This is a genomic window from Bacillus sp. GbtcB10, assembly GCF_019091365.1.
In the GTDB taxonomy this organism is placed as follows: Bacteria; Bacillota; Bacilli; order Bacillales; family Bacillaceae; genus Bacillus; species Bacillus altitudinis.
The window spans coordinates 990,429-1,015,717 of the sequence record NZ_JAGXJP010000001.1 but is presented as its reverse complement, the minus strand read 5'-3'; the positions used below and the strand labels follow the sequence as shown (position 1 = coordinate 1,015,717).

Sequence of the window (25,289 nt, the reverse complement as noted above, 5' to 3'; positions counted from 1 at the left end):
CAGTATCTCCAGTAACTCCAGTGGCACCAGTAGGCCCAGTATCTCCAGTTACACCAGTATCACCGGTTGGACCAGTATCTCCAGTAACTCCAGTGGCACCAGTAGGCCCAGTATCTCCAGTTACACCAGTATCACCGGTTGGACCAGTAGGTCCGGTATCACCAGTTACACCAGTAGCACCGGTAGGTCCGGTATCTCCAGTTACTCCAGTATCTCCAGTTGCACCAGTATCACCGGTTGGACCAGTAGGTCCGGTATCACCAGTAGCACCAGTGGCTCCGGTATCACCAGTTACTCCAGTATCACCGGTAGGACCGGTATCTCCAGTTACACCAGTGGCACCGGTAGGCCCAGTATCTCCAGTGGATCCAGTAACTCCGGTGGCACCGGTTGGACCAGTCGCACCAGTTACTCCAGTAGCACCAGTAGGCCCGGTATCTCCAGTAGCACCAGTTGCACCAGTGGCTCCGGTAGGCCCGGTATCTCCAGTTACTCCAGTCGCACCAGTAGCACCAGTAGGCCCGGTATCACCAGTCGCACCGGTAGGTCCGGTATCACCAGTTACACCAGTAGGCCCAGTATCTCCAGTTACACCAGTGGCTCCGGTAGGCCCAGTATCACCAGTCGCACCGGTAGGTCCGGTATCACCAGTAGCACCAGTGGCTCCGGTATCACCAGTTACTCCAGTATCACCGGTAGGACCGGTATCTCCAGTTACACCAGTGGCTCCGGTAGGCCCAGTATCTCCAGTGGATCCAGTAACTCCGGTGGCACCGGTTGGACCAGTCGCACCAGTTACTCCAGTAGCACCAGTAGGCCCGGTATCTCCAGTAGCACCAGTAGCACCAGTGGCTCCGGTAGGCCCGGTATCTCCAGTTACTCCAGTCGCACCAGTAGCACCAGTAGGCCCGGTATCACCAGTCGCACCGGTAGGTCCGGTATCTCCAGTTACACCAGTAGGCCCAGTATCTCCAGTTACACCAGTGGCTCCGGTAGGCCCAGTATCACCAGTCGCACCGGTAGGTCCGGTATCTCCAGTGGCTCCGGTAGGCCCGGTATCTCCAGTGGCACCAGTAGGACCGGTATCTCCAGTTACACCAGTCGCACCGGTAGGACCAGTATCACCAGTTACACCAGTAGCACCGGTAGGTCCGGTATCTCCAGTTACTCCAGTATCTCCAGTTGATCCTGCTGCAGCCAGTAATGTGTAGTCTGGGGAAGTATCTGGTGTACCTGTCGGTGGTGCAGTATTTACTACATACGTACTGCCATTAAAGGTCACTACTTGCCCTACCGGGTAAGTAGGACTTACTACCGGATCAAACGCTTCAATTCCTGTTAATCCTACACCGGTAGGCCCAGTATCACCAGTCGCACCGGTAGGCCCGGTATCTCCAGTGGCACCAGTAGGACCGGTATCTCCAGTTACACCAGTCGCACCGGTAGGACCAGTATCACCAGTTACACCAGTAGCACCGGTAGGTCCGGTATCTCCAGTTACTCCAGTATCTCCAGTTGATCCTGCTGCAGCCAGTAATGTGTAGTCTGGGGAAGTATCTGGTGTACCTGTCGGTGGTGCAGTATTTACTACATACGTACTGCCATTAAAGGTCACTACTTGCCCTACCGGGTAAGTAGGACTTACTACCGGATCAAACGCTTCAATTCCTGTTAATCCTACACCGGTAGGCCCGGTATCTCCAGTAACTCCAGTCGCACCAGTAGGACCGGTATCTCCAGTGGATCCAGTAACTCCGGTGGCACCGGTAGGCCCAGTCGCACCAGTTACACCAGTCGCACCAGTAGGCCCGGTATCTCCAGTAGCTCCAGTAACTCCGGTGGCACCTGTTGGACCGGTATCACCAGTTACACCAGTGGCTCCAGTAGGCCCTGTATCTCCAGTGGATCCAGTAACTCCGGTGGCACCTGTTGGACCAGTAGCACCTGTTACACCAGTGGCACCAGTTACTCCAGTATCTCCAGTCGCACCAGTAGGCCCGGTATCACCAGTTACACCAGTCGCACCCGTAGCACCGGTAGGACCAGTAGCTCCAGTAACTCCGGTAGGCCCAGTATCACCAGTAGAACCTCTTTTTACAATCTTATTATTTGCTTTTTTTCGTCCTTTTGCTTTAGCACAAGTGCTGTGATGTTTAACAACTTTTTTCTTTTTACATTCTCGTTTAAGAAGAGGGCAATCATCAAATGTAGGTCTATCGTGACGAGATTTTCTGTAATGAGGTTGCCAATCATGATTTTTTCCGCAAAAGGGACATTTGTTATCGTACTGGTTATACAAATTCCCCATCTCCTAAAAGTTAATATTTTATTCTATGTGGAAATTTAAAAAGCGGAATTGAGCTTAATGATATTTTTTAGTTCGAAGTTCATCGAATCAAATCATTTAAAAGTTAAATCGTTTTATGTTATGGTGTTGAAAGAATGAAACTAGTATGATTTTTGAAAGAAATGGGGCAGCATGTATGAGTCAATCAGTTTTACAACACACAGCATATTCCGTGTTAAATTTATCCTCTGTAACAGAGGGGGGCACAATTAAAGAATCATTTGAGCATAGTATGGATTTAGCAAAAAAAGCTGAGAAGTGGGGCTACCATAGATATTGGCTTGCGGAGCATCATAATATGGAAGGGGTTGCGAGTTCAGCAACATCCGTCTTGATTGGACATATTGCTGGAGGGACTGAAAAGATCCGGGTTGGTTCTGGGGGGATTATGCTTCCAAACCATTCTTCACTCGTCATTGCAGAACAATTTGGAACACTGGAGACTTTGTATCCAGGGAGAATTGATTTAGGTCTTGGCAGGGCACCAGGAACAGATCAGTTAACGGCAAGGGCACTTAGACGTAATCTTCATAATGGTGAGGATTTCCCTGAGCAGCTTGAAGAACTTCGGCAATATTTCAAACCGACTGGTCAGATCAAAAAACATGTAAGAGCCGTTCCGGGAGAAGGATTGGATATCCCGATTTGGCTTCTTGGTTCAAGTGGTTTTAGTGCAAGGCTTGCAGGAGAACTGGGACTGCCATTTGCCTTTGCCGCACATTTCTCCCCTAAAAATACCATTCCTGCTTTAGAATTATACAGACAGTCATTTCAACCTTCAGATGTGTTAAAAGAACCTTATGCGATGGTTGGTGTCACGGTTTTTGCTGCTGATCAAACAGAGCGGGCTGAATATTTGGCGACGTCTCATTATCAGCGATTTTTGAGCCTTATTCGTAATACACCAGGAAAACTCAAAGCCCCTGTTGAAAGTATGGATGGGTTATGGAGTCCATATGAGAAGGCGATGGTGGACGAACAATTAAGTTCGACGATGATCGGGGATAAACAAAAGGTGAAAAAAGAGTTAGAAGCCTTTATTGAAGCAACTCAAGCAGATGAAGTCATGATTAATTCTGATATGTTTGACCATCAAGAAAGAATGCGTTCTTATGAAATCATTGCAGAGATATTTCAAGAGGAACAAGAAAAATAAGAATAAAAAAAGAACTGCCAAGAGCAGTTCTTTTTTATTTATGCTTTAGTAAACACGCGAAATGGTTGTCCAACTGGCAGTACTGTACGACCAAAATGTGTATTCAGCACAACAGCTGCAGAACCATAAAATGAAAGAAGAGAAATAATCAATTCTGCAATACCAGCCATCGTATGAGTCACATCGTACATCACACCAAACGAGCTTAGAGACAGGCCAATGAATAAGAAATCAATAAAGACGAAAATCAAAAACAATACTTTATGTGTTTCCATTGCACCGATCGTCATAAATAAGCTGAAAATCAAATAACCAATAAAAGCAAAACCTAGTTGTTTTGAGTCCGCAGCTCCCGCAAGCGTTTTCCCAAAAACGCCAGCTTGAATGAGCCAAGTGGTTCCAACACCCATCCAAAAAAGACCGAATGCGCCGAAGGCAGTGGCTCCAAAAATATTATGATGCTTTGAATCTTGTATGGACGCGATCAGCTGCGCGATTCCTCCAAGGAAGATAGCCCAAGGTAAAATAAGAGATGTGCCATCTGTGATTCCTAGTTTTTGTGAAGACGCAACAAGCGTCACCATTGCTAAACCAAACAAACCAAGTGGTGTTGGGTCAGCGATTGATAATCGAATTGCTTGAACATTCTGTTTTTCCATAATGACCTCCTACAATTTGCACTTACAAAAGATACTCGAATTCGATAGAAACGTCAAGCTCTTTTTTAGTAGACACTTGCAACGTCTTCCAAATAAATCTATATTTAATACAATACATCATACATGTGATAGAAAAAGAGGGATGAGAATGAGTAAAGGCTTAGCTGGAAAGACCATTGCCATATGCGGAACAAGAAAAACAGAAGAAATGCGTACACTTGTTGAAAAGCAAGGAGGACAAGCTGTTATTCGTTCTCTTCAGGGCACTGTATTTTTAGCCAAAGAGGAATTGAAGCCAGGCATAGAAACCTTTGTAAAGAAGGGAGCTGACTGGGTCATTTTAACAACGGGTATCGGCACAGACACATTAATTGAAAGTGCAGAAGAGCTGCAGCTTGGAGAAGCTTTTATGAACATTTTATCAAGTGCCCATATCGCTTCAAGAGGATACAAAACGTTTGCGGCTCTAAAAAAACACGGCATTCAGCCAGATGTTTCTGATGAAGATGGAACCGTTCGTGACCTCATTTCAAAGTTAGAAGACAAAGAACTTCAAGGTAAACGGGTCATGGTGCAGCTTCACGGCGAAAATGCACCAGCTCTCATTGATTTTTTACATCACAAGGGAGCAGACGTTTTGCAGCTCATGCCATATCAGCACACGCCCCCTGAACCAGAGGCGGCGGACACTTTGCTTCAAGAAATGAAAGAAGGGAAGGTCCATGCCGTTTGTTTTACAACCGCTGTTCAGGTTCATGCCTTTTTCAAACTAGCAGAAGAATGGGACAAAAAAGAAGAACTGCAACATCTATTCGAGCAGAATGTATTAGCTGTAGCTGTTGGAAAAGTCACAGCTGAAGCATTAAAAGAAGAGGGGATAAGCCGAATTCTAGCCCCTTCACTTGAAAGAATGGGTGCAATGATTATGGAATTATCTCAATATATGAAAAAACAATCGACGCACGCATAGAAAAAACGCCTTTCACATGACGAGTGAAAGGCGTTTTCGTTAGATTGTCCGTTTTCGATTTGTGCGAATTTTTTTCAAAACGAAATACAGTACGATGAGAACGATGGCAATGACCATAATTGGTGTTGTATACGTGTGAGCGACACTTTGAATGTGGTCCCATTTTGTCCCAAGCTGCATTCCAAGGTAAATAAATAGGATGGACCAAGGGATGGCGGCTAATCCGGTCAAAAGAACAAATTTGAGAAATGGCATCTTTGCAATACCAGCTGGAATTGAGATCGCGTGGCGCACGACTGGGATAAAACGAGCTGTAAATACGACACCAGTTCCATATCGGTCAAACCAGCGTTCTGCCGTGGCAATATGATGCTCATGGATGAATAAATACTTCCCATACTTTGTTAAAAAAGGTCTTCCGCCATAAAGGCCGATCCAGTAAATAAAGCACTGGGCAAGTGTTCCTCCAATAACCCCAGCGATGACGGCTCCAACAAATCCAATGCTTCCTGTTGACACCATATATCCGCCGTAGGCAAGTACAATTTCACTCGGAATAATTTCAATCATCAGTCCAAGTGCAACACCTGCGTAACCAAGGCTTGTCAGCCAAGTTAAAATTTCATTAAACAAGGTTCCCATTCATTTCACTCTGCCTTTAAATACGAATTTTCTTCAAGCATCCTTATAAGAGCCTATGCTTGTTTTGCTTCTCTCATGAGTATGCTTTGCATATATGCTAGCATGGCTGTCCGCATATCATGACGCATCAATCCAATTTCAGCCGCTGCCTTAAATGAGCCCAGCTTATCACCAACGTCAAATCTCATCCCATCTAATTGTTTTGCATAAATGGGTGATTCATGTGCAATGATTTTCAGCGCATCTGTCAGTTGGATTTCGTTCCCGGCACCTCTCTCAATTCCTTGTAGAATAGGAAAAATCGATGGTGTTAACAGATACCTGCCCATCACGGCTAAATCGGAAGGAGCTTCATGAATAGCTGGCTTTTCCACTAAGTCTGTGACTTCAAACACTTGACCGTCTACTCTAGCTGGTCTTATCATACCATACTTACTGACATCTAGACGATCCACTTGCTGGACGCCAATGACCTCTCTTTGTTTGTCTTCAAAGACTTCCATGAGCTGAGAGAGTGCAGGTCTTTCTGACACCATGACATCATCACCTAAAAGGACCGCAAAAGGATCATTGCCAGTAAAATGACGTGCACATAATACCGCATGTCCAAGACCTAAGGGCTCCTTTTGACGAATATAATGAATATTGGCCATATCCGCAATATGTTTGATTTCAGCTAACTGTTCATTTTTCCCTTTTTCAAGCAACGTGTGTTCTAGCTCAATCGAACGGTCAAAGTGATCTTCAATTGATTTTTTATTTCTTCCTGTGATAATTAGTATATCTTCAATGCCTGATTGAACAGCCTCCTCAACTATGTATTGAATAGCGGGTTTGTCGATAATCGGCAGCATTTCCTTTGGCTGTGCTTTCGTTGCGGGTAAAAAACGTGTGCCTAATCCGGCTGCTGGTATAACGGCTTTTTTGATATTCATTGAATCATCGCTCCATTTCTGATGGTTTATTTTCTGATGGAAACACCCATAGGCGGCTTCCAGTAAAAGTGATCATCATGCCAAGAAGGGTACCGATCGCTTTACTAATGAATAATGAGAAACCTGCTTGCTGCATGACATATAAGACAACATAGGTGAGAAGGCACGCTGCGCCGTTGACTGTGGCCCACTTGATCCATTCCCACTTGTCAGCTTTCTTTTTCACTTGGAACGTCCATTTTCGATTCCAAACATAACTGTTCAGCATTCCTGCGGTATAGGACAGGCACTGTGCAAGAAAAGAGGGAACAAAGCAAGCAGTTAAAAAAAAGAAGAACAGAAAGTCAATCATCGTATTGCTAGCGCCTACAGTTAAAAATGCGGCATAGGTCCGAATATTTTTCTTTGTCATGCGAAGGATCATCACCTCCTAGTGTTTGAGTGGGTGTATGAATACTGTACAAAAGCGAGTTGACGAATCAGTGAAGAAAAGATGAAAAAAACATGAACAAGCGATATCTGTTTTTTCACCAGCTCGTGATATAATTTGTAAGATGAAACGAACGGTGGTGCACATGCATGTATTTAACAATTGGAGAAACAGCTGAATACTTAGAAGTATCAGAAGCATATGTTGAAAAATTAATCCAGCAAAAAAAGATTCGTTACGTATTTGACGGGGAATCGTATCTCATTTATCAAGGACAGTTTCAAACCCATATGAAACAGCTAGAACAATATAAAGAGCTCATTCAAGACATCTTAAATGAACCAATCCCTGAGGACCCGGACGTAAAAGATGAAGATTAAAAAAGACTGTACGAGAAGGGAGAACCTTTTCATACAGTCTTTTTTATTGGCTGACACCCGTTTGGACAATGTTCATATGACAATTCACTTGGACATCTGCATCAGGGTAGATTTTTTGCCATTTCTCCGGTGTCATGGCTTTATCTTTAGAACGATATCTCAAACCAAGTCCAAGTGGATCAATTTTTTGCTTTTTAAAGGATTGAACAAGGTCTTTTCCTTGCTGGGCCACACGCTTCTCCACTTCTTTTTCAACATGCTGCAAGATAGAAGGCGTATCGATTTTTTTTGATTTCATAAATTCTTTCAACTCACCTTTCAGCTTGATATCAATGGTGATATGAGGCTTTTTTGAAAGGTTTTCAGTTGGTTTAATGTGATAAGACACATGTGATTTGATATTTTCAATGACAACATGGGTTTTCTTTGTGTCATTAAATCGAAACTCATAAATCCCATTTTTATGATTTTCAATCATCGCTTTAAACGTAAACGTATCTTCCCCTGGAATATGCCCAACCATTTTTTCTTGATCAAAAAGAGCGACACCTGACACTTTAATAGAGTTGCTTGTATTTTTAATGTAAGGGAGGTAGGCATCCACGCCTTTTGCCATCATCTGATTCATAAAAATATGCTGATTGGTCACAGGTTGATTGCCATTTCGCATGTTTTGGGCCAGCAAATCTGAAAGATATACACCGATATTTAAGTTGGTTTGATTCATCTTTGTATACAACAAATTTTCAACTTCTCCGCCTACTATGGCAAATACTTGACGGGACCCAATGATCGGATCACGATAAATGTAATTCATCAAATCAATCATACCCACTTCTTTCGCCAGCTTTTCACTTATTAAGATCACGAGTACTTGTCCCATGACAACGGGGAAAGGCGATTTTTCCGACACAAGAAACTGAATATTACTAATGGTATTTGACTTAGCACTTACAATTTGGTAACTGCCTTGTTCTTCACTTTTGAAAACGGGAAAAACAAAGAAACCCTTCATTTCTCCATCATCCAATAAGTCAAATCCCGCTGCCTGCGAGATACTTAATTCATCTAAGAGACGAGGCTGTGCACAGCTCGTTAAGAAAAGGCTCAATAACATGAGACACACGAGAATATAATGTTTCATGCGCGTTTTTTCACCCACCTTTTTTTCAGCAGCAGCCCAATGATCATACATCCAGTCAATCCATATATGAGGATATATCCGCTATATTCCACCCATTTATTAAACGTCTCAAAAGAGGTGGCCTCGATCAAAAATGAAAACATGACGAGAATGAGAAGGCTGAGAACAATTAACGTCATGCGTTGGCTCGTGTGAAACACTTGTTTTGCCATTCTACTGGCTGCCCATAATGGAATGGCGATATTTGGAACGATAAGCAAAAGCCATAGGGACACTTCAATAAATTCAAAGCGCTGGATAAACGGAAGTTTGACAATGCTGGTTAATGTCAATGTTGGCCATTTCGTTAGTTCGAGCTGAGCACTTGAGTAGTACGCTATAGAGACGAGAAATACAAGCAAATTCAGGCATGTAGTCAGCAACACTCCCATATGTGCAAATTTTTGCGACGTTTGTGCTTTTTTAATAAAGGGATAATAGACAAGCAATGTTCCAAAACCAAACATGGATAAAGAGGCATCTTTGACCCCCATCATGAGTTGTGAAAATGAATGATCAAACATGGGGAACATAAAGCGGATGTGACTATATTTCATGACATAAAAACAGATAAAGGTCATCCAGTACGTTAGGACAATGCTAAAGAATGCCCAGCCAGCGATTGTTCTAAATCCGCCTGTGTGAATGTAATAGACGAGGATGAGCAGCACTGATGCAAATAGAAGACCGGGAATTTCTTTAAACAGCCAAACATGGATTACATCCATATAATGAACAAGCACAATCAAAGACAATGAAGAAAAATACAAAATGTAGAGAATGTTGATGAATTGTCCAAGCCATTTACCAAACACAGATTGCGTAATGTCACTAAATTCGTCAGTAGGTGCTTTTTTAAACAAAAAGTAAATGAGGAAGATCATCAAATTGACGCTTGCACCAGCAATTAAAATGGCGATCCATCCATCATTATTGATGGACCGGACAAGATTCGTCTGGAAATTTAAAATACCAACACCAACTTGATTGGCATTGATCAGAAAAAACACAAAAAAAGGGGATACTTGAAATTTTTCTTTCACAGAAGAAGAGCTCATGCCTTCACTTCCTTATTCATAAAAATCATTTTTCCCCTTACGGCCTTGCTTTGGCTTTTGGCGGTGTATCGTTTCATTTTGCGGCCGTAAATTTTCTGGACGTTTTTTCAAAAAGCGGAGTTGGGGCCGAATCAAACTACCTTTTAAATCGGCCAATCGAAGTGGAAAGATTGGCTCTAAGTAAGGCTGGCCTATAGACGTTAATTTCATTAAATGTGTAAGAAGAAAAGCCCCCATTAGCGAAATCCCTAGCGCTCCCCACACTTGTGCAGCAAAAAGGAATGGGAAACGTAAGAGACGAATGGTTGTCCCCATTTTATAAATAGGAGTGACAAAAGAGGCAAGAGCTGATAATGCGACAATAATGAGCAAAATATTACTTGTTAATCCCGCTGCAACCGCAGCCTGTCCGATCACAATACCTCCAACAATCCCGAGCGTCTGTCCGACTTTTGCAGGAAGGCGGGACCCGGCTTCCCTAAGCAGCTCAATCGATATCTCTAAAAATAATGCTTCAATAATAGGCGGAAAGGGCACGAGATAGCGTGATGCGACAATCGTTTCTAATAAGTCCTTGGGAATCAGTTCATAGTGAAACGTTAAAACAGCTACATACAAAGGGGTTGCAAAAATAGAAAATATTACAGCAAAAATGCGTAACAGCCGAAAGGAGGATGCTGCGATCCAAGACATGTTATAGTCTTCCATTGTAGAAAAATACTCGAGTAAAATTGTAGGTGCAAGCAGGGTATGTGGCGAACCGTCAACCATAATGGCTATTTTTCCTTCCGTTAAACCTGAGGAAACCCTGTCTGGCCGTTCTGTATTTAAAAACAATGGAAAGATTGTATTGGACACATCATAAAGCATTTGCGCAAGATAATTAGAATCTAGAATTTGGTCGTAGTCAACATCTTGAACCCGCTGAAGAACGGTTTCAATGTTCTGCGGATTGGCGATATTCTCTATGTATACAACGGCTACTTTCGTTTGAGAAAGGGTACCAACTGTGTGTTCAACTACTTTAAGGTCAGGAGTGGGCAGCCTGCGCCTAATCAAGTTTAAGTTTGTGTCCAGCCCTTCCACAAATGCTTCCTGCGCACTAATGATTCCGAATTCAATCTCAGGTTGGCTCACTTGTCTGCCTTTCTTTTCTTCAATCGGCAAAAGGAGCGCTTTGCCCCAGTCTGTCTCAATTCGAACAGCAATACTGCCTCGATGAAGAGCTTCTTCCACTTTTTGAAGGTCACTCGTAATCACAGCTTGTTCAATTGGGATGTGTTCTTTCAGCTCTTCAAGGGTGGGTGTCAGATGCAATTGTTGAATAAAAGGCAAGATTTGTTCATGAAGGAGATTGCCATTAATTAAAGATCGAAAAAAAGAAATTCTGTAAAGAAAACCTCCGGAACTTGATAATTCATTGATAAAATCAGAAGAGCGCGATAATGCTTCAAATACTGAATTCGGGTCTTTCTGTTTTGATTTGTTTTTCTTCAGCACTTGAACCATCTCCTTCCGTGATTTGCCTCTATTATCCAACCGATCATCTGAAGATATGCATAAAAAAAGCGTTCAGCTTCATGAACTGGACGCTTTTTTTCCATGTTGAACGGCTTCTAATAAAAAGTCAGCCAGATGAATCGCTCTCATGCTAGGCATATGTCCTGCCTTTTTGACGCCAGCTGCCATTTGTAATTGACAGCCTGGATTCGACGTCACAATGGCAGCTGCAGCTGTGTTGCTCGCTTCAGTCATTTTATGATCTAAAATTTGCATCGACATGTCTGGCTGCAAGATATTGTAGATTCCTGCAGATCCGCAGCAGCGGCCGGCATCTTTCATTTCTTTAAACGTTACCCCTTGAATGGCTTTCATGAGCACCCTCGGCGCCTGTTGTACATTCATCCCATTTCGTAAATGACAGGAGTCTTGATAGGTGATCACTTGCGCTGGCAAAGCCAGTGGCACGCGGCGGTGAAACTCCAGCTCCACAAGGATGCTTGATATATCGGTTATTTTCTGTGAGAAGGCTTTACTTCGTTTTTGAAAATCTGGATCATCCTGAAGCAAATGACCGTAATCACTTAAAAAGGCGCCGCAGCCGCCCGCGTTCATGACAATCGCATCGGCATCTGTTTCCTCGAATGCTTCAATATTCCGCTTGGCTAACTGTTTTGCTTGGTCTTTTTCTCCGCTATGACCATGTAGCGCGCCGCAGCACGTTTGTATAGGAGGAACGATCACATCACAGCCTGCCAGCTGCAAGAGATGAATGGTCGCTTTGTTTGTGTTTGAGAAAACTGTATCCATTAAACAGCCAGTAAAAAACGCCACCCGTTTTTTTGCCTGACCAATGGCTTTATATTCATTCAAACGTTTTTTCTTTTGAGGCGGCACCTTTGGAAGTGCCTGTTCCATCAACTGTAAATGGGAGGGAAGCACCTTCAGTATGCGCGTCTTCCTGGCGGCTGTTTGCAGACCAGATGTTTGATAAAATCGAAGAAAACTAGCAGCTTGTCGCATACGACGTTGTGACGGAAAGAGACCTTTAAACACAACACGTCTCATCAATTTGACGGGAAATGATTGTTTTTTATGTTGTTGAATAATGTCTCTGGCATCTTCTAGCAGCTGTCCATACTTGACGCCAGAAGGGCAGACTGGTTCACACGCACGGCAGCCAAGACAAAGATTAAGTGAATGTTCAACATCTTCATCTGGCTCAATGACACCATCTCTTACAGCTTTCATTAACGCAATTCGGCCCCGAGGAGAGTGCGTTTCTTGTTGTCCAGATTCAATATAAGTAGGGCAGGAAGGGAGGCAGAATCCGCAGCGCATGCAATTAAGCAGCTCCTTTTCATCCATTTGCTCCTGAAACTGCTGCTGGATCTCTTTTTGCTTAGAAGAAGAACTCATGAGACCACCACTCGCTTTCTTGAGGCTTTTCCAAACACTTTATCTGGGTTCATGATATGTGCCGGGTCAAGTGCCTGTTTAATCGCCTTCATGGCAGCGATTCCTTCTTTTTTGACCTTCAGCTCCAAATAGGGCGCTTTCATGAGACCCACGCCATGTTCGCCTGTAATGGTGCCGCCAAGGGCAACGGCTTTTTCAAAAATGGCCTGAAAGGCAGCTTCTACCCGTTTCATTTCTTCTTCATTTCTTGCATCTGTCGCACAAGTGGGGTGTAAGTTGCCATCACCTGCATGACCAAACGTACAAATGTTCACCTCGTACTTTCGTGCAATGTCTTCAATTGCACGAACCATATTGGCAATTTCAGACCGGGGAACGGTAGCATCTTCTAAAATCGTTGTAGGACTTAATCGAGCGAGGGCAGATAAAGCAGAGCGTCTCGCTGTTAAGAGCGCACTTGCCTCTTCTTCTGAATGTGCGATCTTGACGCTTTTAGCCCCGTGCTGCTCACAGACTTCTGCGATTTTTTGGATATCACGAGAAACAGCTTCAGGGTTGCCGTCCTGTTCAATTAATAACACAGCTTGAACGTCAGTAGGCAGGCCGATGTTTGCAAAATCTTCAACGACTTCAAGGGTCGGCTGATCCATAAATTCTAATGTAGCAGGAATGATACGCTCAGCAATGATGGCCGATACAGAAGTCGCAGCTTCTTCAAGGCTTTCGTATAAACAAAGCATTGTTTGTTTCGTTTCTGGAAGCGGCAGGAGCTTTAGCACCGCTTCTGTGACAATCCCGAGTGTTCCTTCTGAACCAACGAACAATCGAGTCATATCATATCCAGCGACATCTTTTGCAAGCTTTCCGCCTGTTTTGATGATGTCACCATTTGGCAAAACCACTTCAAGCCCAAGGACATAATCTCTTGTCACTCCATACTTTAACCCCCGCAGCCCCCCTGAATTTTCGTTAATATTGCCGCCTAATGTGGAAATTTTCATAGAGCTTGGATCAGGCGGGTAGAAGAGACCTTTTTCCTCTACTTGATGAATCAATTCCTGCGTAATTAAGCCAGGCTGCACCGTTGCGGTTAAATTTTCTTCGTCTATTTCTAATAATTGATTCATTCTAGTAAAGAGAATTACCAATCCGCCCTGAGTAGGGCATGTTCCTGCGCACAGATTCGTCCCTGAGCCTCTTGGGACGATCGGCACCTTGTATGAGGCGCACAGTTTCACAATTTGCTGTACTTCTTCAGCCGTGTGAGGCCGCACGATCGCATCTGGCATCTGTTGAAAATTTGGTGTCGCATCATAAGAGTAGGCAAGACGATCCGCCTTGCTGTCTTGGACATTGGGCGCACCGACAATCTCTTTTAATTGATTTGAAAATTCTGAATCTAGCATATACAATCACTCCCGCTCATTTAACGTCTCGTTTCTACCAGTATAAAAAAAGAACCGCCACATGACTATAGACGATTCTACAAAATATCAGGCTGTTTTATTGTATTTTTTGTATCATGATCCAAAAGCAGCAAGGCCAAATAAAAAAGCATCGCATCTTGCATACGCTTTGGATCAAGTGTCGTTAAATCCTGAATCCGTTTTAATCTGTAATGAAGTGTATTAATATGGACATGCATGGCTTCCGCTGTATGTTTCAATGAGTAATCCGAAGCGATGAGTACCCGCAATGTTTTCACTAGTTCTGGATAGGGGAAAAGGGACGCAATCGTTCGATCAAGAAACGCATCTTTTGTTTCCTGACTGATTTCCTCCATAAAAAGTTCAAGCGTCAAATCTTCATCAAACACAATGGGTGTTTCAGCATGCGCCAATTTTAAAGCGCGAAACGCTTGATGAAAGGACTGCTTCATGACATGAGAAGCTGCTGGTTTTCCTGCCCCCATTAAAATCCTCGATGGTGACAGCGCTGTGAGCGCAGCATGAATATGGAACAAGCGCTTGTGCCATGTATCACGACCATCTGGTGTGGCTTGTAGCATAAGCAAAAAACGTGCATGCCCCCAGCGCACAATGATCTCCTGATTGGTGAGTTGCAATTTGTCCTTCATCAGTTTGTATTGATCCTGCTTCATAAACGATTCGTCTTGACAGTCAATGAGAATAGCGACACGCTGCTTGTTGACATCAAGGCCAAGCCGCTGCGCCTTCTCGGTCATACCTGCCGCTGTCTCTGGCAGATGAAGCCAGTCGAACACAAATGCTTCAAGCTGCCGTTCATCTGTTTCCGTTTCTTGAAAAAATTCATGTTCTTGAATGAGCAGCTCCGTCATTTTACGTAAAATGTCGCCAAAAGGGGAGACATGCCTAGGATCACCTGTCATTCCAATGACCCCAATGACTTCTTGTTTAAAATAAATAGGCAGATTGATACCGGCTTTGACGCCTTTCATCTGCAGCACATCATCCTTTGTGAGAATTCGTTTCTGCCCTTCTAAGGATGTGACATATGCTCCTTCATGAAATTGACCAATGCGTGCTGGATCTGTTGCAGCAATAATGGTACCGTTTGTTTGTGTGATGATGATTTCTTCCGTCAGTACCTTTTTGACCTCATCTACGATTTTTTCTGCCAGTGTCATTGTGAGCAAAACGGTCCCCTCCGAGATGTTTCTTTTTCCACTATCATACCATCATATGCTCAGGCATATCTTTCTTTTCATGTGTTATGCTAAAATAAAAAACGCATATGAAGTAGATGAAAGGAGATACAGTCATGTCACTGCAAAATCGCTTACAAGATTTATTGAAAGAAGGGCAGGCGCTCACCGACTTTGAATATAACAAAGCCGCAAGTCAAAATTGGCCGTTAGAAGGGGCAAAAATGACAGAAGAAGCACGCTTTGCTGATGTTTATATAGAACGTGTAGACAAAGAATCGGAGGAAATGATTCAAGCAGAAAATGCTGCCTTTTTAAATACACCTCTTACATACGTAAAAAAACAACAAAAAGAATTCATTTATATCGAGTCGAAGTGGTTTGATGTGGTGAGAGCCGACGGACTTGCCATAGAATGGGATGAAGTATTTCAGACGTATACCGTGTTATTCGGATTGAAGCGTCCTAAAAAAGATACTGGATTACTAAAAGAGATGCTCTCAACATTAAATGGTGCTCAGCTTCAATTTAATGGACAAGACGGGTTATTTGATGTCAACATTCCGCTTCTTGAACTAGAGGACATCAAAGAAGATACACCTTTGATTGGTGTGATCTCATCAGTGTACCGCTATTTATTCAACTTGCTCATGCAGCTTGAAAATGAATGAATCAAAAAACGGCTCAAATTCCTGAGCCGTTTTTTAGAGCAATCCTCTTATGAATTGAGCCTCACCCATCCCGAAGCTCCAATCGGCGTCTCCATTTTCCACGATGGAGATCATCACATCCGTCTTGGCAACCCCGCATTCTTTTTCTACACGTTCTGCGATTTGTGCATAAAGCTGTTCCTTTTGCTCTTTCGTCCGCTGTTTACTGACAACACTAATGACAACAAGATCTTTTGTTCTCGGATAACCAAGCCCAGTGTCTTCAATCATCATCTCTTCAGGGCGGTGCTGATGAACAATTTGATAGCGATCTCGTTCAGGTACCCCAAAGGCATCAACCATTGCTTCATGGCAAGTGTCCAGCAGTTTTTTTAATTCCTCTTTTGAACGGCCTTCTATCACGTCAAATCGTAACAACGGCATCAGGTCAACCTCCAAATATGTGTTTAATATACAATCATAATGTAACCAACACTTCGCCGTTTCACTCTTTTGCGCATAAGAAAAAAGCCAAAACATTGGCGCTTGGCTTTTTCGCTCTGGACTAAGGCGTGACAAATTTCACATCATGCTCTTTTCCATATTGAAGGTAATCTTCATTTGGTTGTTCATTCGTCACGACGATGTCTATGTCTTTTAAGTCACAAAACGTGGTCAAGGCATAATGGTCAAACTTACTATCATCGACTAATAAAAAGGTTTTGGCGTTTTTTTCAACGAGCGTTTTTTTAATATCTGTCTCAAGCGGGGAGGAATTCGTGACGCCATGATCAATGGATAAACCAGTTGATGCAATAAATGCTTTATTGACATTGTATGCTTTGAGACGCTCAACACTTTGATAACCAACGAAAGAATTTGTTTTTCGCTCTAGCATACCGCCGGTTGAAAAGATGGTGAGGTGTTCATAAGGCATAGCCTGTGTAATGAAATCCACGTTATTTGTCACAACGGTAATCCGTTTCTCCTTCAAATAGGGAAGCATCTCCAGTGTCGTTGTACCAGAATCAACAAAAATCATATCACCATGTTCAACAAAAGCGGCGGCAGCCTGTCCGATCAATTGTTTTTTACTCAGCTGACGTGTCTTTCGCTCCTGATACACCACCAATGTTGAGTGATTCACAGCGACGCCGCCGTACACTTTCTTTAGCACGCCGGATTCTACCAATGCTTGTACATCTCGGCGTATGGTGTTTTTTGAGACGCCAAAATGCGTCACAAGCTCATCAAGAGAGGCAGATTCCCGGTCAAATACATACTCTTTTATTTGCTGAATACGTTTTGTTTTTATCATGCTACAATCTCCAATCAATACGAATATGCTGATTCTATTATAACAATAATTCCACGTAAAAGATGTCACTGATCAACATGGGAGAATCGAATGATCTTTTTCTCTTATCTTTTCTCATTTTTCATAAAAGCGTATGATAGAGAAAAGAGGATAGAAAGGATTTTCACTTCTATGAATGAACACAACATACAATTTTCAAAGCTTGCAAATTTTAGAGAGGTAGGGGGACTCCAAACAACGGATCAGATGGTCATCAAACAAGGAATGATTTATCGATCTGCTGATTTATCACGTCTCACGAAGCAAGACATATTGACGTTCTCAACACTTGGAATTCAAACGGTTTGTGACCTGCGTACAAGCTCAGAACGAAAATCACACCCACCAAAGATCATGGAACATGACAAAATTGTTCATATCCCTATGCAGCCTGACAGCATGATGCCTAGCAAATGGACCATGTTTCGAATGCTGATAGCAGAAGGAAAATCTCTATCTTTTACACCGATCATGAAAGATGTATATCAAAGCATGCTCTATGAGCGAAAAAAAGAGATTCAGCAATTGTTTACATTACTGTCCGATGAAAAAAATTATCCGCTTATGCTTCACTGTACAAGCGGAAAGGACCGTACAGGCTTTTTATCTGCTCTTATTCAATTAGCAGCGGGTGTGCCGGTGCATACCGTTTTAAGTGAATACATGCGTTCCAATGAAGGCGTGAAAATGCTAGTGAAAAGACAAGAACGATTTGTTCGCATGATGAGTTTATATCGGGTGTCAAAAGAACAAATTCAGCCCCTGCTTGGTGTGCAGCAAGATTATCTTGAAGATGTACTGAATGAGATGATGGATACATACGGAAGTGCAGAGCGGTATTTACTAGAAGCCTGCGACGTCCCGAAAGATCAGCTACTTAAAATGAAAAACATCTTGCTTACACCATCTGCTGGCATTCCATCACAAAACGCAGAATAAACTTAATATGAGGTGATGCAAACCATGCTGAAAAAGATCAGTATGACGGTTCTGACACTAGTTTTCATGGGTGTCTTCTTATTGATTCCGTCTAGCAGTCTAGCTCGTTCGATGCCAAAAGGGAAGCTTGAGAGCACAAGAGAGATGCGTGCAGTGTGGGTCGCATCAGTTTATAACTTAGATTGGCCTTCAAAGAAAGGACTGCCCAGAGATGAGCAGAAACAAGAGTTCATTCAACTGTTAGACGACATCAAAGCGATGAATATGAACGCCGTCATCATGCAAATTAAGCCAACAGCAGATGCCTTTTATCCATCGAAATTTGGTCCATGGTCTGAATATTTGACTGGTACACAAGGGAAAGACCCTGGATATGACCCGCTTGAATTTATGATAGAAGAAGCACATAAACGCGGCCTTGAATTTCATGCTTGGTTTAACCCTTATCGAATCACCATGAATCATACCGATCTCAACCGGTTATCAGCCGATCATCCTGCAAGAGCACATCCTGAGTGGACCATCGCCTACGGAAATCAGCTGTACTTTAATCCAGGCATTCCTGATGCTCAGGACTTCATTGTTGACGGGATAGAGGAAGTAGTGAAAAACTACGATATTGATGCGGTGCATATGGATGATTATTTTTACCCGAATAAAATCGCTGGTGTGCCATTTCCAGATCAAGAAACGTATGAAACTTACGGGCAGAAGTTCACTCATATAGAAGATTGGCGTAGAGATAATGTGAATCACTTGGTGCAACAAATCAATGACTCCATTAAGAAAGAAAAGCCGTATGTGAAATTCGGCATTAGCCCATTTGGTGTATGGCGCAACATAAAAGATGACCCAACCGGTTCAAACACAACAGCAGGGATGACCAATTATGATGATTTGTATGCTGATACAAGAGAATGGATACAGCAGCACCATATTGATTATATCACCCCGCAAATTTATTGGAGTATCGGCTTTCAGCCCGCTGCCTATGATGTGCTGACGAAATGGTGGTCAAATGAAGTGAAGGGGCAGCCTGTTCATTTGTACATTGGTCAAGCGACGTATAAAATCAATCAAAACAGTGATCCTGCTTGGTCTGATCCAGAGGAGTATTTTCGCCAGATCGAGCTGAACAGGCAGTCACAGCTCGTACAAGGAAGCATGCATTTTAGTCTGAAAGATATCAATCGAAATCCCTTGAATGTAAAGAAACGATTAATAGAAGAAACCTATAGCAAACCGGCTCTCATACCAGAGATGCCATGGCTTCATCAAAAAGCGCCAAAAAAACCAATCATCCAATCTGTGAAAAAGACAGAGGATGGCGCAGTTTTACAGATACAAAATGATCCGCACTCTAGTGCATCCTATTATGCAGTCTATCGATTGTCGAATAAAGGGACATACGAATTTGTGCAAACGGTCAGAAAAGAAACTGGTTCCTTCACACAAACGAAAGACATTTTAGCCAATCAAAAGAAGAGCTATACCTTTAAAGTGACGGCACTCAATCGCCTTCATCATGAAAGCAAACCTTCTACAAAAACAGTAAAATAACAAAGACAGCATAAATGAGGGTTTTCCTCCATTTATGCTTTTTTGCTTTCTCTATTTTTCTACTATTTTTATTTTAATTTTCTGAATTCAATCAAGCTTGGCATGAAGCAGCTATTTCAATAATAAATATGATAGAAAAGCGCCAAAGGGGGAAGTAAAATGGATTTTGAATTAACGAAAGAGCAGCAAATGATCCGTCAGATGGTCAAAGAATTTGCAAAAACAGAAATTGCACCACACGCCCAAACTGTTGATAAACAGGCAGCATTTCCCATAAAAACATTTCAAAAAATGGGTGAGCTCGGTTTTATGGGTATACCCTTTCCAGAGAAATATGGAGGTTCTGGAGGAGATACGATCTCGTATGCACTGGCAGTCGAGGAAATTGGCAAGCAGTGTGCAAGTACAGGTCTAAGTTATGCCGCAGCGGTTTCCTTAGGCGCAAGTCCACTTTATTACTTCGGCACGGAGGAACAAAAGATGGACCATCTTGTTCCATTAGCCTCTGGAACAGCACTTGGCTCCTTCGGATTAACAGAACCAAACGCCGGATCAGATGCAAAAGGAACAAAAACAAAAGCCATTAAAGACGGACAAGAATATGTCATCAGTGGGGAAAAGTGCTGGATCACAAATGCCAATTATGCCAGAACGATTATTGTCACCGCTGTGACAGATCATGATGAAAACGGACGTCCAATCATCTCCGCCTTTATTGTGGAGAAAGGGCAAAAAGGACTGTCAATTACAAACCCATATGACAAAATGGGGGTTCGTGGTTCAGATACGGCTGAAATCATTTTAGACGAAGTGCGTGTACCAGCGCATCATATATTGGGAGACAAATCGAAAGGATTCAAGCAATTTTTATATACATTGGACGGCGGACGAATTTCCATTGCAGCCTTATCTGTCGGAATTGCACAAGCTGCACTTGATGCTTCACTTTCCTATGCAAAAGAAAGAAAGCAATTTGGAAAGACGCTCTCATCCTTCCAGGCCATTCAGTTTAAGCTGGCGGATATGGCGATGCAAATAGAGCTTGCAAGACAAATGGTCTGGAAAGCCGCTTGGCTGAAAGATCAAGGCAAACCATTTACAAAAGAAGCGGCCTATGCCAAACTGTTTGCTTCAGAAATGGCCACAAAAGCGAGTCTTGATGCGGTCCAAATTCATGGCGGAACAGGCTATATGAAAGAATGCGGTGTTGAACGGCTTGTGAGAGATGCCAAGCTGATGGAAATCGGAGAAGGAACCTCTGAAATTCAGCGGCTCGTGATCGCAAGACAGCTGTTAGCGTAATACCTTAATGAAAACGCTTACTATACATGAGGGAGGAAAGCAATGATGTCGATTCATCCGCAAACGATTGGCTCCCTATTAAGAGAAAAAAAAGAACAGCATCCAGCACATGAAGCCATTGTTTACCCAGAACGTTCTTTACGTTATTCGTACGAAGCGTTTTATCGAGAGGTCAAGGCAACAGGTAAAGGTCTCATGGCATTAGGGGTTCAAAAGGGAGATCACATCGCCATTATGGCACCAAATATACCTGAATGGCTCATTCTTCAATTTGCCTGCGCCTCCATTGGTGCTGTTCTTGTCACTGTGAATACCAATTTTCAATCACAGGAACTCGCCTATTTACTCAAGCATTCTGACAGCAAAATGTTGTTTATTGTAGACGGCTTTAAAGAAACGTCCTATGTCAACATGCTTGAAGAGCTGATTCCAGAACTTCAAACCGCTCATCAAGAGGAGATCACTTCCACACAATTTCCTTATTTAAAAAGATGTATTTATATCGGTCAGCATGTACCAAATGGCATGCTCAGCTGGGATCGTCTTCAAGTGGCAGCCAAAAGAACCGAAGAGCTTGAATGGGAGAAGCGAATGAATGAGCTCACGCCTGATGACGTTATTAATATGCAGTACACTTCAGGCACAACCGGCTATCCAAAGGGCGTTATGCTCAGCCACACCAACATCGTCTGTAATGCGAGTCAGATCGCAGATTGTATGAAATTAACAGAGCAGGACCGTATGTGTATCCCAGTGCCGTTCTTTCATTGCTTCGGCTCTGTTCTTGGTGTACTTGCTTGTCTCACAAAAGGGGGAACGATCATTCCACTTGAATCATTCCATCCAGAACGAGTCCTTCAAACAGTAGAAAAAGAAAAATGCACGGTTCTTCACGGTGTACCAACCATGTTCATCGCAGAGCTCGATCATCCAAATTTCCACTCTTATGACCTGTCCACATTACGAACGGGGATTATGGCCGGTTCACTCTGCCCATCCCACGTCATGAAAGCAGTCATTGAAAAAATGGGATTAAGAGAGCTCACGATTGCCTATGGTCAAACCGAAAGTTCACCCGTCATTACCCAAACAAGAACGGATGATTCGTTTGAAAGACGTGTTCAAACGGTCGGACGTGCGCTTCCTCAAATTGAAGTCAAAATTACTTTACCAGGAACGTCAGAAGAAGTTCCAAGAGGACAGCAAGGGGAGCTTTGTACAAGAGGCTATCATGTCATGAAGGGCTATTATAAAAACGAAGAAGCAACAAATGAAGTCATTGATGAGGACGGATGGCTTCATACAGGGGATTTAGCTGAGATGGATCATGACGGTTATGTGAAAATCACAGGCCGGCTCAAAGATATGATCATCAGAGGCGGAGAGAATGTGTACCCAAAAGAGATTGAGGATGTCCTATACACTCACCCTGCCATTCTTGACGCACAGGTCGTTGGTATTCCTGACGAGACATACGGCGAGGAAGCAGCCGCATTCATTCGGCTGAAACAAGGGAAGTCGGTCTCAATTGAGACATTAACGAGCTATTGTCAGTCGCAAATGGCACGCTACAAAATCCCGAAATACTTTTTCATTACAGATGAGTACCCAATGACCGCCTCAGGCAAAATTCAGAAATTCCGCTTGAAAAAGCAGGCGCTTGATCTAATAAAGGAGTGAAGGCAGCGATGTTTGAACAAGTATTGATCGCCAATCGAGGCGAAATTGCCCGTAGAGTGATTCGGACATGTAAACGGCTCGGAATCAAAACCGTTGCCGTTTATTCAGAGGCTGATCAGCATGCACTTCATGTGCAAGAAGCAGACAGCGCCTATTATATCGGCGGCGCTAAAGTTTCTGAAAGCTATTTAAACATGGAAGCGATCATTAAGGTTGCCAAACAAACAAATGCTGATGCTATCCACCCAGGGTATGGTCTTTTATCAGAAAATGCGGCATTTGCTGAGCGCTGCCGGAGCGAGGGCATTACCTTTATTGGACCATCTGCACAAGTCATTCAGCAGATGGGAAATAAAATTGAAGCGAGAAAAACGATGGAACAAGCGGGCATCCCAATCGTTCCTGGTGTTTCAGCCCCGCTCCATGATGCAGACGAAGGGGTTCATAAAGCACAGACACTCGGCTATCCCATTATGCTAAAAGCATCGAGTGGTGGCGGCGGGATTGGTATGCAGCTCGTCCGCAACGATGAAGAGCTGCATCGAGCGTTTGAAGGAAATCAAAAAAGAGCACAAAGTTTCTTTCAAGATGGTACTTTATACATGGAAAAGGTGATTGAACACGCACGGCACATCGAAATTCAAGTTCTTTTTGATTCGTTCGGTCACGGCGTTCACTTATTTGAAAGAGATTGTTCACTCCAAAGAAGACATCAGAAAATTGTTGAAGAGGCACCAGCCGTCTGTCTTGAAGAAACGGTGAGACAGCAAATGGGACAGATGGCCGTCAAAGCTGCCAAAGCGATTGGGTATGAAAATGCGGGCACGATTGAATGTTTAGTCGATCAAAACCAGCAATTTTATTTCTTAGAAATGAATACGAGATTGCAAGTAGAACACCCTGTCACTGAAGAAATTACGGGGATTGACCTTGTCGAGGAGCAGCTAAAAATTGCAGCATTAGAGCCCCTGTCCTTCAGCCAAGAGGATATTCATCAAATTGGGCACGCGATTGAAGTTAGAATATACGCTGAAGACCCTGTGACATTTTACCCTTCGCCAGGCACGATCACTCGGCTTTCTACACCTGATGCCCCATATATTCGTCATGAGTCAAGCGTAACGAGTGGAAGTGTCATTACCCCATTTTACGATCCAATGATTGCGAAAATGATTGTGTACGGTGATACTCGAAAACTCGCCATAGAACGATTAAAAGCAGCATTACAAGCATATGAAATAGAAGGGATCAAAACCAATGTACCGCTTTTAAAGGAAATGGCCGAATCAACTGCCTTTTTACATGGCAGCATCACAACCGATTATCTGATGAAAAAAAGGGAGGAAAACCGTTCATGAAAACTGTCACGATACAAATGGCCGGAAACTTATGGAAGCTTCTTGTGAAACAGGGTGATGATGTGCAAAAAGGACAGGAAGTCGCCATCTTAGAATCGATGAAAATGGAGATTCCCATTGTTGCAGAAGAAGCAGGTGTGATCAGTAAAGTGTATAAGGCGGAGGGGGACTTTGTTGACGAGGGAGAGGTACTTTTAGAGCTGACAGAATAGGGGGAAGCCGCATGGTATTACCAAAAAACGTGCTCATTAGAGAGGTCGGCCCGCGCGATGGCCTGCAAAATGAATCCGTTTGGCTGGACACAATGGAGAAGCGAACATGGATCCATTTACTCGAAGAAGCCCATCTTCCTTATATTGAAGTCACCTCATTTGTTCATCCGAAATGGGTTCCAGCCTTAAAAGACGCCAAAGAATTAGCCCAATCATTAAACAAAAAAGAGGATATTACCTATGCCGCACTCATCCCAAATGAAAAGGGGTTAGCTCATTTTTTTGAAGCAAACCTTGAGGTAGGGGCTATGTTTATCTCAGCGAGTGAGACACATAACAAAAAGAATATGAATCGATCTATACAGGAAACATTGCCTGTGATCAAACAAATGACAGCCGATTTAAAAGCAGAAGAACGGCAAACGCGGGCCTATATTTCAACCGTGTTTGGATGTCCTTATGAAAAACAAGTGCCGATGGACCAAGTGCTGCGATTAACGGAACAGCTGCTCTCCTTCGGCATTGATGAAATATCACTCGGGGATACCATTGGGGAAGCCCATCCGCTACAAGTAGAAAGACGGTTAGACCTTTTACTTGAACGCTTTCCTGCTGATAAAATTGCGCTTCATTTTCATGATACGAAAGGAATGGGGCTTGCCAATATTTATACAGCATTAAAAGCCGGCATCACCATATTTGATGCCTCTAGCGGGGGGCTTGGCGGCTGTCCTTATGCACCTGGCTCCAGCGGAAACGTGGCGACAGAAGACGTGGTGCACATGCTTCACAAACTCGGGATCGAAACAAATGTCGACCTCCCTCGCTTGATTAAAGCGGCTGAATGGATTGAAGCAAAAGTGGATCGAACCCTGCCAAGTCACTGTTTACGCGCTTTTCAGTCTCACACTACTTGATAAAGGGTG

The 25,289-nt window shown here is 43.2% G+C and carries 24 protein-coding genes; 11 read left to right on the top strand and 13 right to left on the bottom strand.

Going from position 1 to position 25,289, the window contains the following annotated elements:
* Positions 1-2,299, bottom strand: a 2,299-nt coding sequence (locus KVT11_RS21525; RefSeq protein ID WP_483297932.1) for a beta strand repeat-containing protein, incomplete at its 3' end; no start/stop codon positions are given.
* Between the two features lie 184 nt (positions 2,300-2,483).
* On the opposite strand from KVT11_RS21525, the gene KVT11_RS05360 reads away from it, so the two are divergent.
* Positions 2,484-3,503, top strand: coding sequence for an LLM class flavin-dependent oxidoreductase (locus KVT11_RS05360; RefSeq protein ID WP_039963626.1), 1,020 nt, complete (start codon positions 2,484-2,486; stop codon positions 3,501-3,503).
* 38 nt (positions 3,504-3,541) lie between these two features.
* On the opposite strand, the gene KVT11_RS05355 is transcribed toward KVT11_RS05360, so the two are convergent.
* Entirely contained in the window at positions 3,542-4,162 is a 621-nt protein-coding gene (locus tag KVT11_RS05355; RefSeq protein ID WP_017367404.1) for an acetate uptake transporter, read from the bottom strand.
* 148 nt (positions 4,163-4,310) lie between these two features.
* Between KVT11_RS05355 and KVT11_RS05350 the strand changes: the two genes are divergently transcribed.
* On the top strand, positions 4,311-5,132 hold the full coding sequence (locus KVT11_RS05350) for a uroporphyrinogen-III synthase (protein ID WP_035391809.1): 822 nt from the start codon (positions 4,311-4,313) through the stop codon (positions 5,130-5,132).
* A gap of 39 nt (positions 5,133-5,171) precedes the next feature.
* Here KVT11_RS05350 and uptA read toward each other — a convergent pair whose 3' ends face one another.
* From uptA to KVT11_RS05335, 3 genes are read right to left on the bottom strand one after another with little or no spacing between them, the layout of a single operon-like run.
* Complete coding sequence (uptA, locus tag KVT11_RS05345) at positions 5,172-5,774, bottom strand: undecaprenyl phosphate transporter UptA (RefSeq protein ID WP_007499192.1); 603 nt, start codon at positions 5,772-5,774, stop codon at positions 5,172-5,174.
* Between the two features lie 53 nt (positions 5,775-5,827).
* Positions 5,828-6,709 carry a UTP--glucose-1-phosphate uridylyltransferase GalU gene (galU, locus tag KVT11_RS05340; RefSeq protein WP_017359504.1) on the bottom strand — a complete coding sequence of 294 codons (882 nt, stop codon included), beginning with the start codon at positions 6,707-6,709 and terminating at the stop codon, positions 5,828-5,830.
* Between the two features lie 4 nt (positions 6,710-6,713).
* Positions 6,714-7,121, bottom strand: coding sequence for a GtrA family protein (locus tag KVT11_RS05335; RefSeq protein ID WP_025207470.1), 408 nt, complete (start codon positions 7,119-7,121; stop codon positions 6,714-6,716).
* A 167-nt stretch (positions 7,122-7,288) separates the two neighbouring features.
* Here KVT11_RS05335 and KVT11_RS05330 point away from each other — a divergent pair, with 167 nt between their 5' ends.
* On the top strand, positions 7,289-7,519 hold the full coding sequence (locus KVT11_RS05330; protein WP_008346618.1) for an excisionase family DNA-binding protein: 231 nt from the start codon (positions 7,289-7,291) through the stop codon (positions 7,517-7,519).
* Positions 7,520-7,562: 43 nt separating this feature from the next.
* On the opposite strand, the gene KVT11_RS05325 is transcribed toward KVT11_RS05330, so the two are convergent.
* The 6 genes from KVT11_RS05325 to KVT11_RS05300 all read right to left on the bottom strand — a co-directional run bounded on the left by KVT11_RS05325 (position 7,563) and on the right by KVT11_RS05300 (position 15,296).
* A complete protein-coding gene (locus tag KVT11_RS05325) occupies positions 7,563-8,663 on the bottom strand; it encodes a Ger(x)C family spore germination protein (protein ID WP_231131710.1) in 1,101 nt (366 codons plus the stop codon).
* Complete coding sequence (locus tag KVT11_RS05320; RefSeq protein WP_017359507.1) at positions 8,660-9,760, bottom strand: GerAB/ArcD/ProY family transporter; 1,101 nt, start codon at positions 9,758-9,760, stop codon at positions 8,660-8,662. The genes KVT11_RS05325 and KVT11_RS05320 overlap by 4 nt, the downstream gene beginning before the upstream one ends.
* Before the next feature lie 12 nt (positions 9,761-9,772).
* A complete protein-coding gene (locus KVT11_RS05315) occupies positions 9,773-11,260 on the bottom strand; it encodes a spore germination protein (protein ID WP_017359508.1) in 1,488 nt (495 codons plus the stop codon).
* A 78-nt stretch (positions 11,261-11,338) separates the two neighbouring features.
* Positions 11,339-12,679 (bottom strand): (Fe-S)-binding protein, encoded by a 1,341-nt coding sequence (locus KVT11_RS05310; RefSeq protein WP_017359509.1) that lies wholly within the window; start codon positions 12,677-12,679, stop codon positions 11,339-11,341.
* Positions 12,676-14,085, bottom strand: coding sequence for a glycolate oxidase subunit GlcD (gene glcD / locus KVT11_RS05305; protein WP_017359510.1), 1,410 nt, complete (start codon positions 14,083-14,085; stop codon positions 12,676-12,678). Before glcD ends, KVT11_RS05310 begins: the two co-directional genes overlap by 4 nt.
* 77 nt (positions 14,086-14,162) lie before the next feature.
* Entirely contained in the window at positions 14,163-15,296 is a 1,134-nt protein-coding gene (locus KVT11_RS05300) for a CdaR family transcriptional regulator (RefSeq protein ID WP_017359511.1), read from the bottom strand.
* Positions 15,297-15,421: 125 nt separating this feature from the next.
* Between KVT11_RS05300 and KVT11_RS05295 the strand changes: the two genes are divergently transcribed.
* Positions 15,422-15,976: a hypothetical protein gene (locus tag KVT11_RS05295; RefSeq protein WP_017359512.1), complete on the top strand. Its 555-nt coding sequence runs from the start codon at positions 15,422-15,424 to the stop codon at positions 15,974-15,976.
* Between the two features lie 33 nt (positions 15,977-16,009).
* On the opposite strand, the gene KVT11_RS05290 is transcribed toward KVT11_RS05295, so the two are convergent.
* Together KVT11_RS05290 and KVT11_RS05285 are read right to left on the bottom strand one after the other, a co-directional pair.
* Positions 16,010-16,399 (bottom strand): tautomerase family protein, encoded by a 390-nt coding sequence (locus KVT11_RS05290; protein WP_017359513.1) that lies wholly within the window; start codon positions 16,397-16,399, stop codon positions 16,010-16,012.
* A 121-nt stretch (positions 16,400-16,520) separates the two neighbouring features.
* The gene (locus KVT11_RS05285; RefSeq protein WP_017359514.1) at positions 16,521-17,273 is read right to left on the bottom strand and encodes a DeoR/GlpR family DNA-binding transcription regulator; all 753 of its coding nucleotides are present in this window, start codon (positions 17,271-17,273) and stop codon (positions 16,521-16,523) included.
* Between the two features lie 90 nt (positions 17,274-17,363).
* On the opposite strand from KVT11_RS05285, the gene KVT11_RS05280 reads away from it, so the two are divergent.
* The 7 genes from KVT11_RS05280 to KVT11_RS05250 all read left to right on the top strand — a co-directional run bounded on the left by KVT11_RS05280 (position 17,364) and on the right by KVT11_RS05250 (position 25,280).
* On the top strand, positions 17,364-18,251 hold the full coding sequence (locus KVT11_RS05280) for a tyrosine-protein phosphatase (RefSeq protein ID WP_017359515.1): 888 nt from the start codon (positions 17,364-17,366) through the stop codon (positions 18,249-18,251).
* A 24-nt stretch (positions 18,252-18,275) separates the two neighbouring features.
* A complete protein-coding gene (locus KVT11_RS05275; RefSeq protein ID WP_017359516.1) occupies positions 18,276-19,811 on the top strand; it encodes a glycoside hydrolase family 10-like protein in 1,536 nt (511 codons plus the stop codon).
* Between the two features lie 159 nt (positions 19,812-19,970).
* Positions 19,971-21,113: an acyl-CoA dehydrogenase family protein gene (locus KVT11_RS05270; protein WP_017359517.1), complete on the top strand. Its 1,143-nt coding sequence runs from the start codon at positions 19,971-19,973 to the stop codon at positions 21,111-21,113.
* A 42-nt stretch (positions 21,114-21,155) separates the two neighbouring features.
* The gene (locus tag KVT11_RS05265; RefSeq protein ID WP_206116226.1) at positions 21,156-22,793 is read left to right on the top strand and encodes an AMP-binding protein; all 1,638 of its coding nucleotides are present in this window, start codon (positions 21,156-21,158) and stop codon (positions 22,791-22,793) included.
* Positions 22,794-22,801: 8 nt separating this feature from the next.
* A complete protein-coding gene (locus tag KVT11_RS05260; protein ID WP_017359519.1) occupies positions 22,802-24,151 on the top strand; it encodes an acetyl-CoA carboxylase biotin carboxylase subunit in 1,350 nt (449 codons plus the stop codon).
* Positions 24,148-24,363, top strand: coding sequence for an acetyl-CoA carboxylase biotin carboxyl carrier protein subunit (locus tag KVT11_RS05255; RefSeq protein ID WP_008346646.1), 216 nt, complete (start codon positions 24,148-24,150; stop codon positions 24,361-24,363). The genes KVT11_RS05260 and KVT11_RS05255 overlap by 4 nt, the downstream gene beginning before the upstream one ends.
* A gap of 11 nt (positions 24,364-24,374) precedes the next feature.
* Positions 24,375-25,280, top strand: coding sequence for a hydroxymethylglutaryl-CoA lyase (locus KVT11_RS05250; protein ID WP_017359520.1), 906 nt, complete (start codon positions 24,375-24,377; stop codon positions 25,278-25,280).
* Positions 25,281-25,289 lie beyond the last annotated feature (9 nt).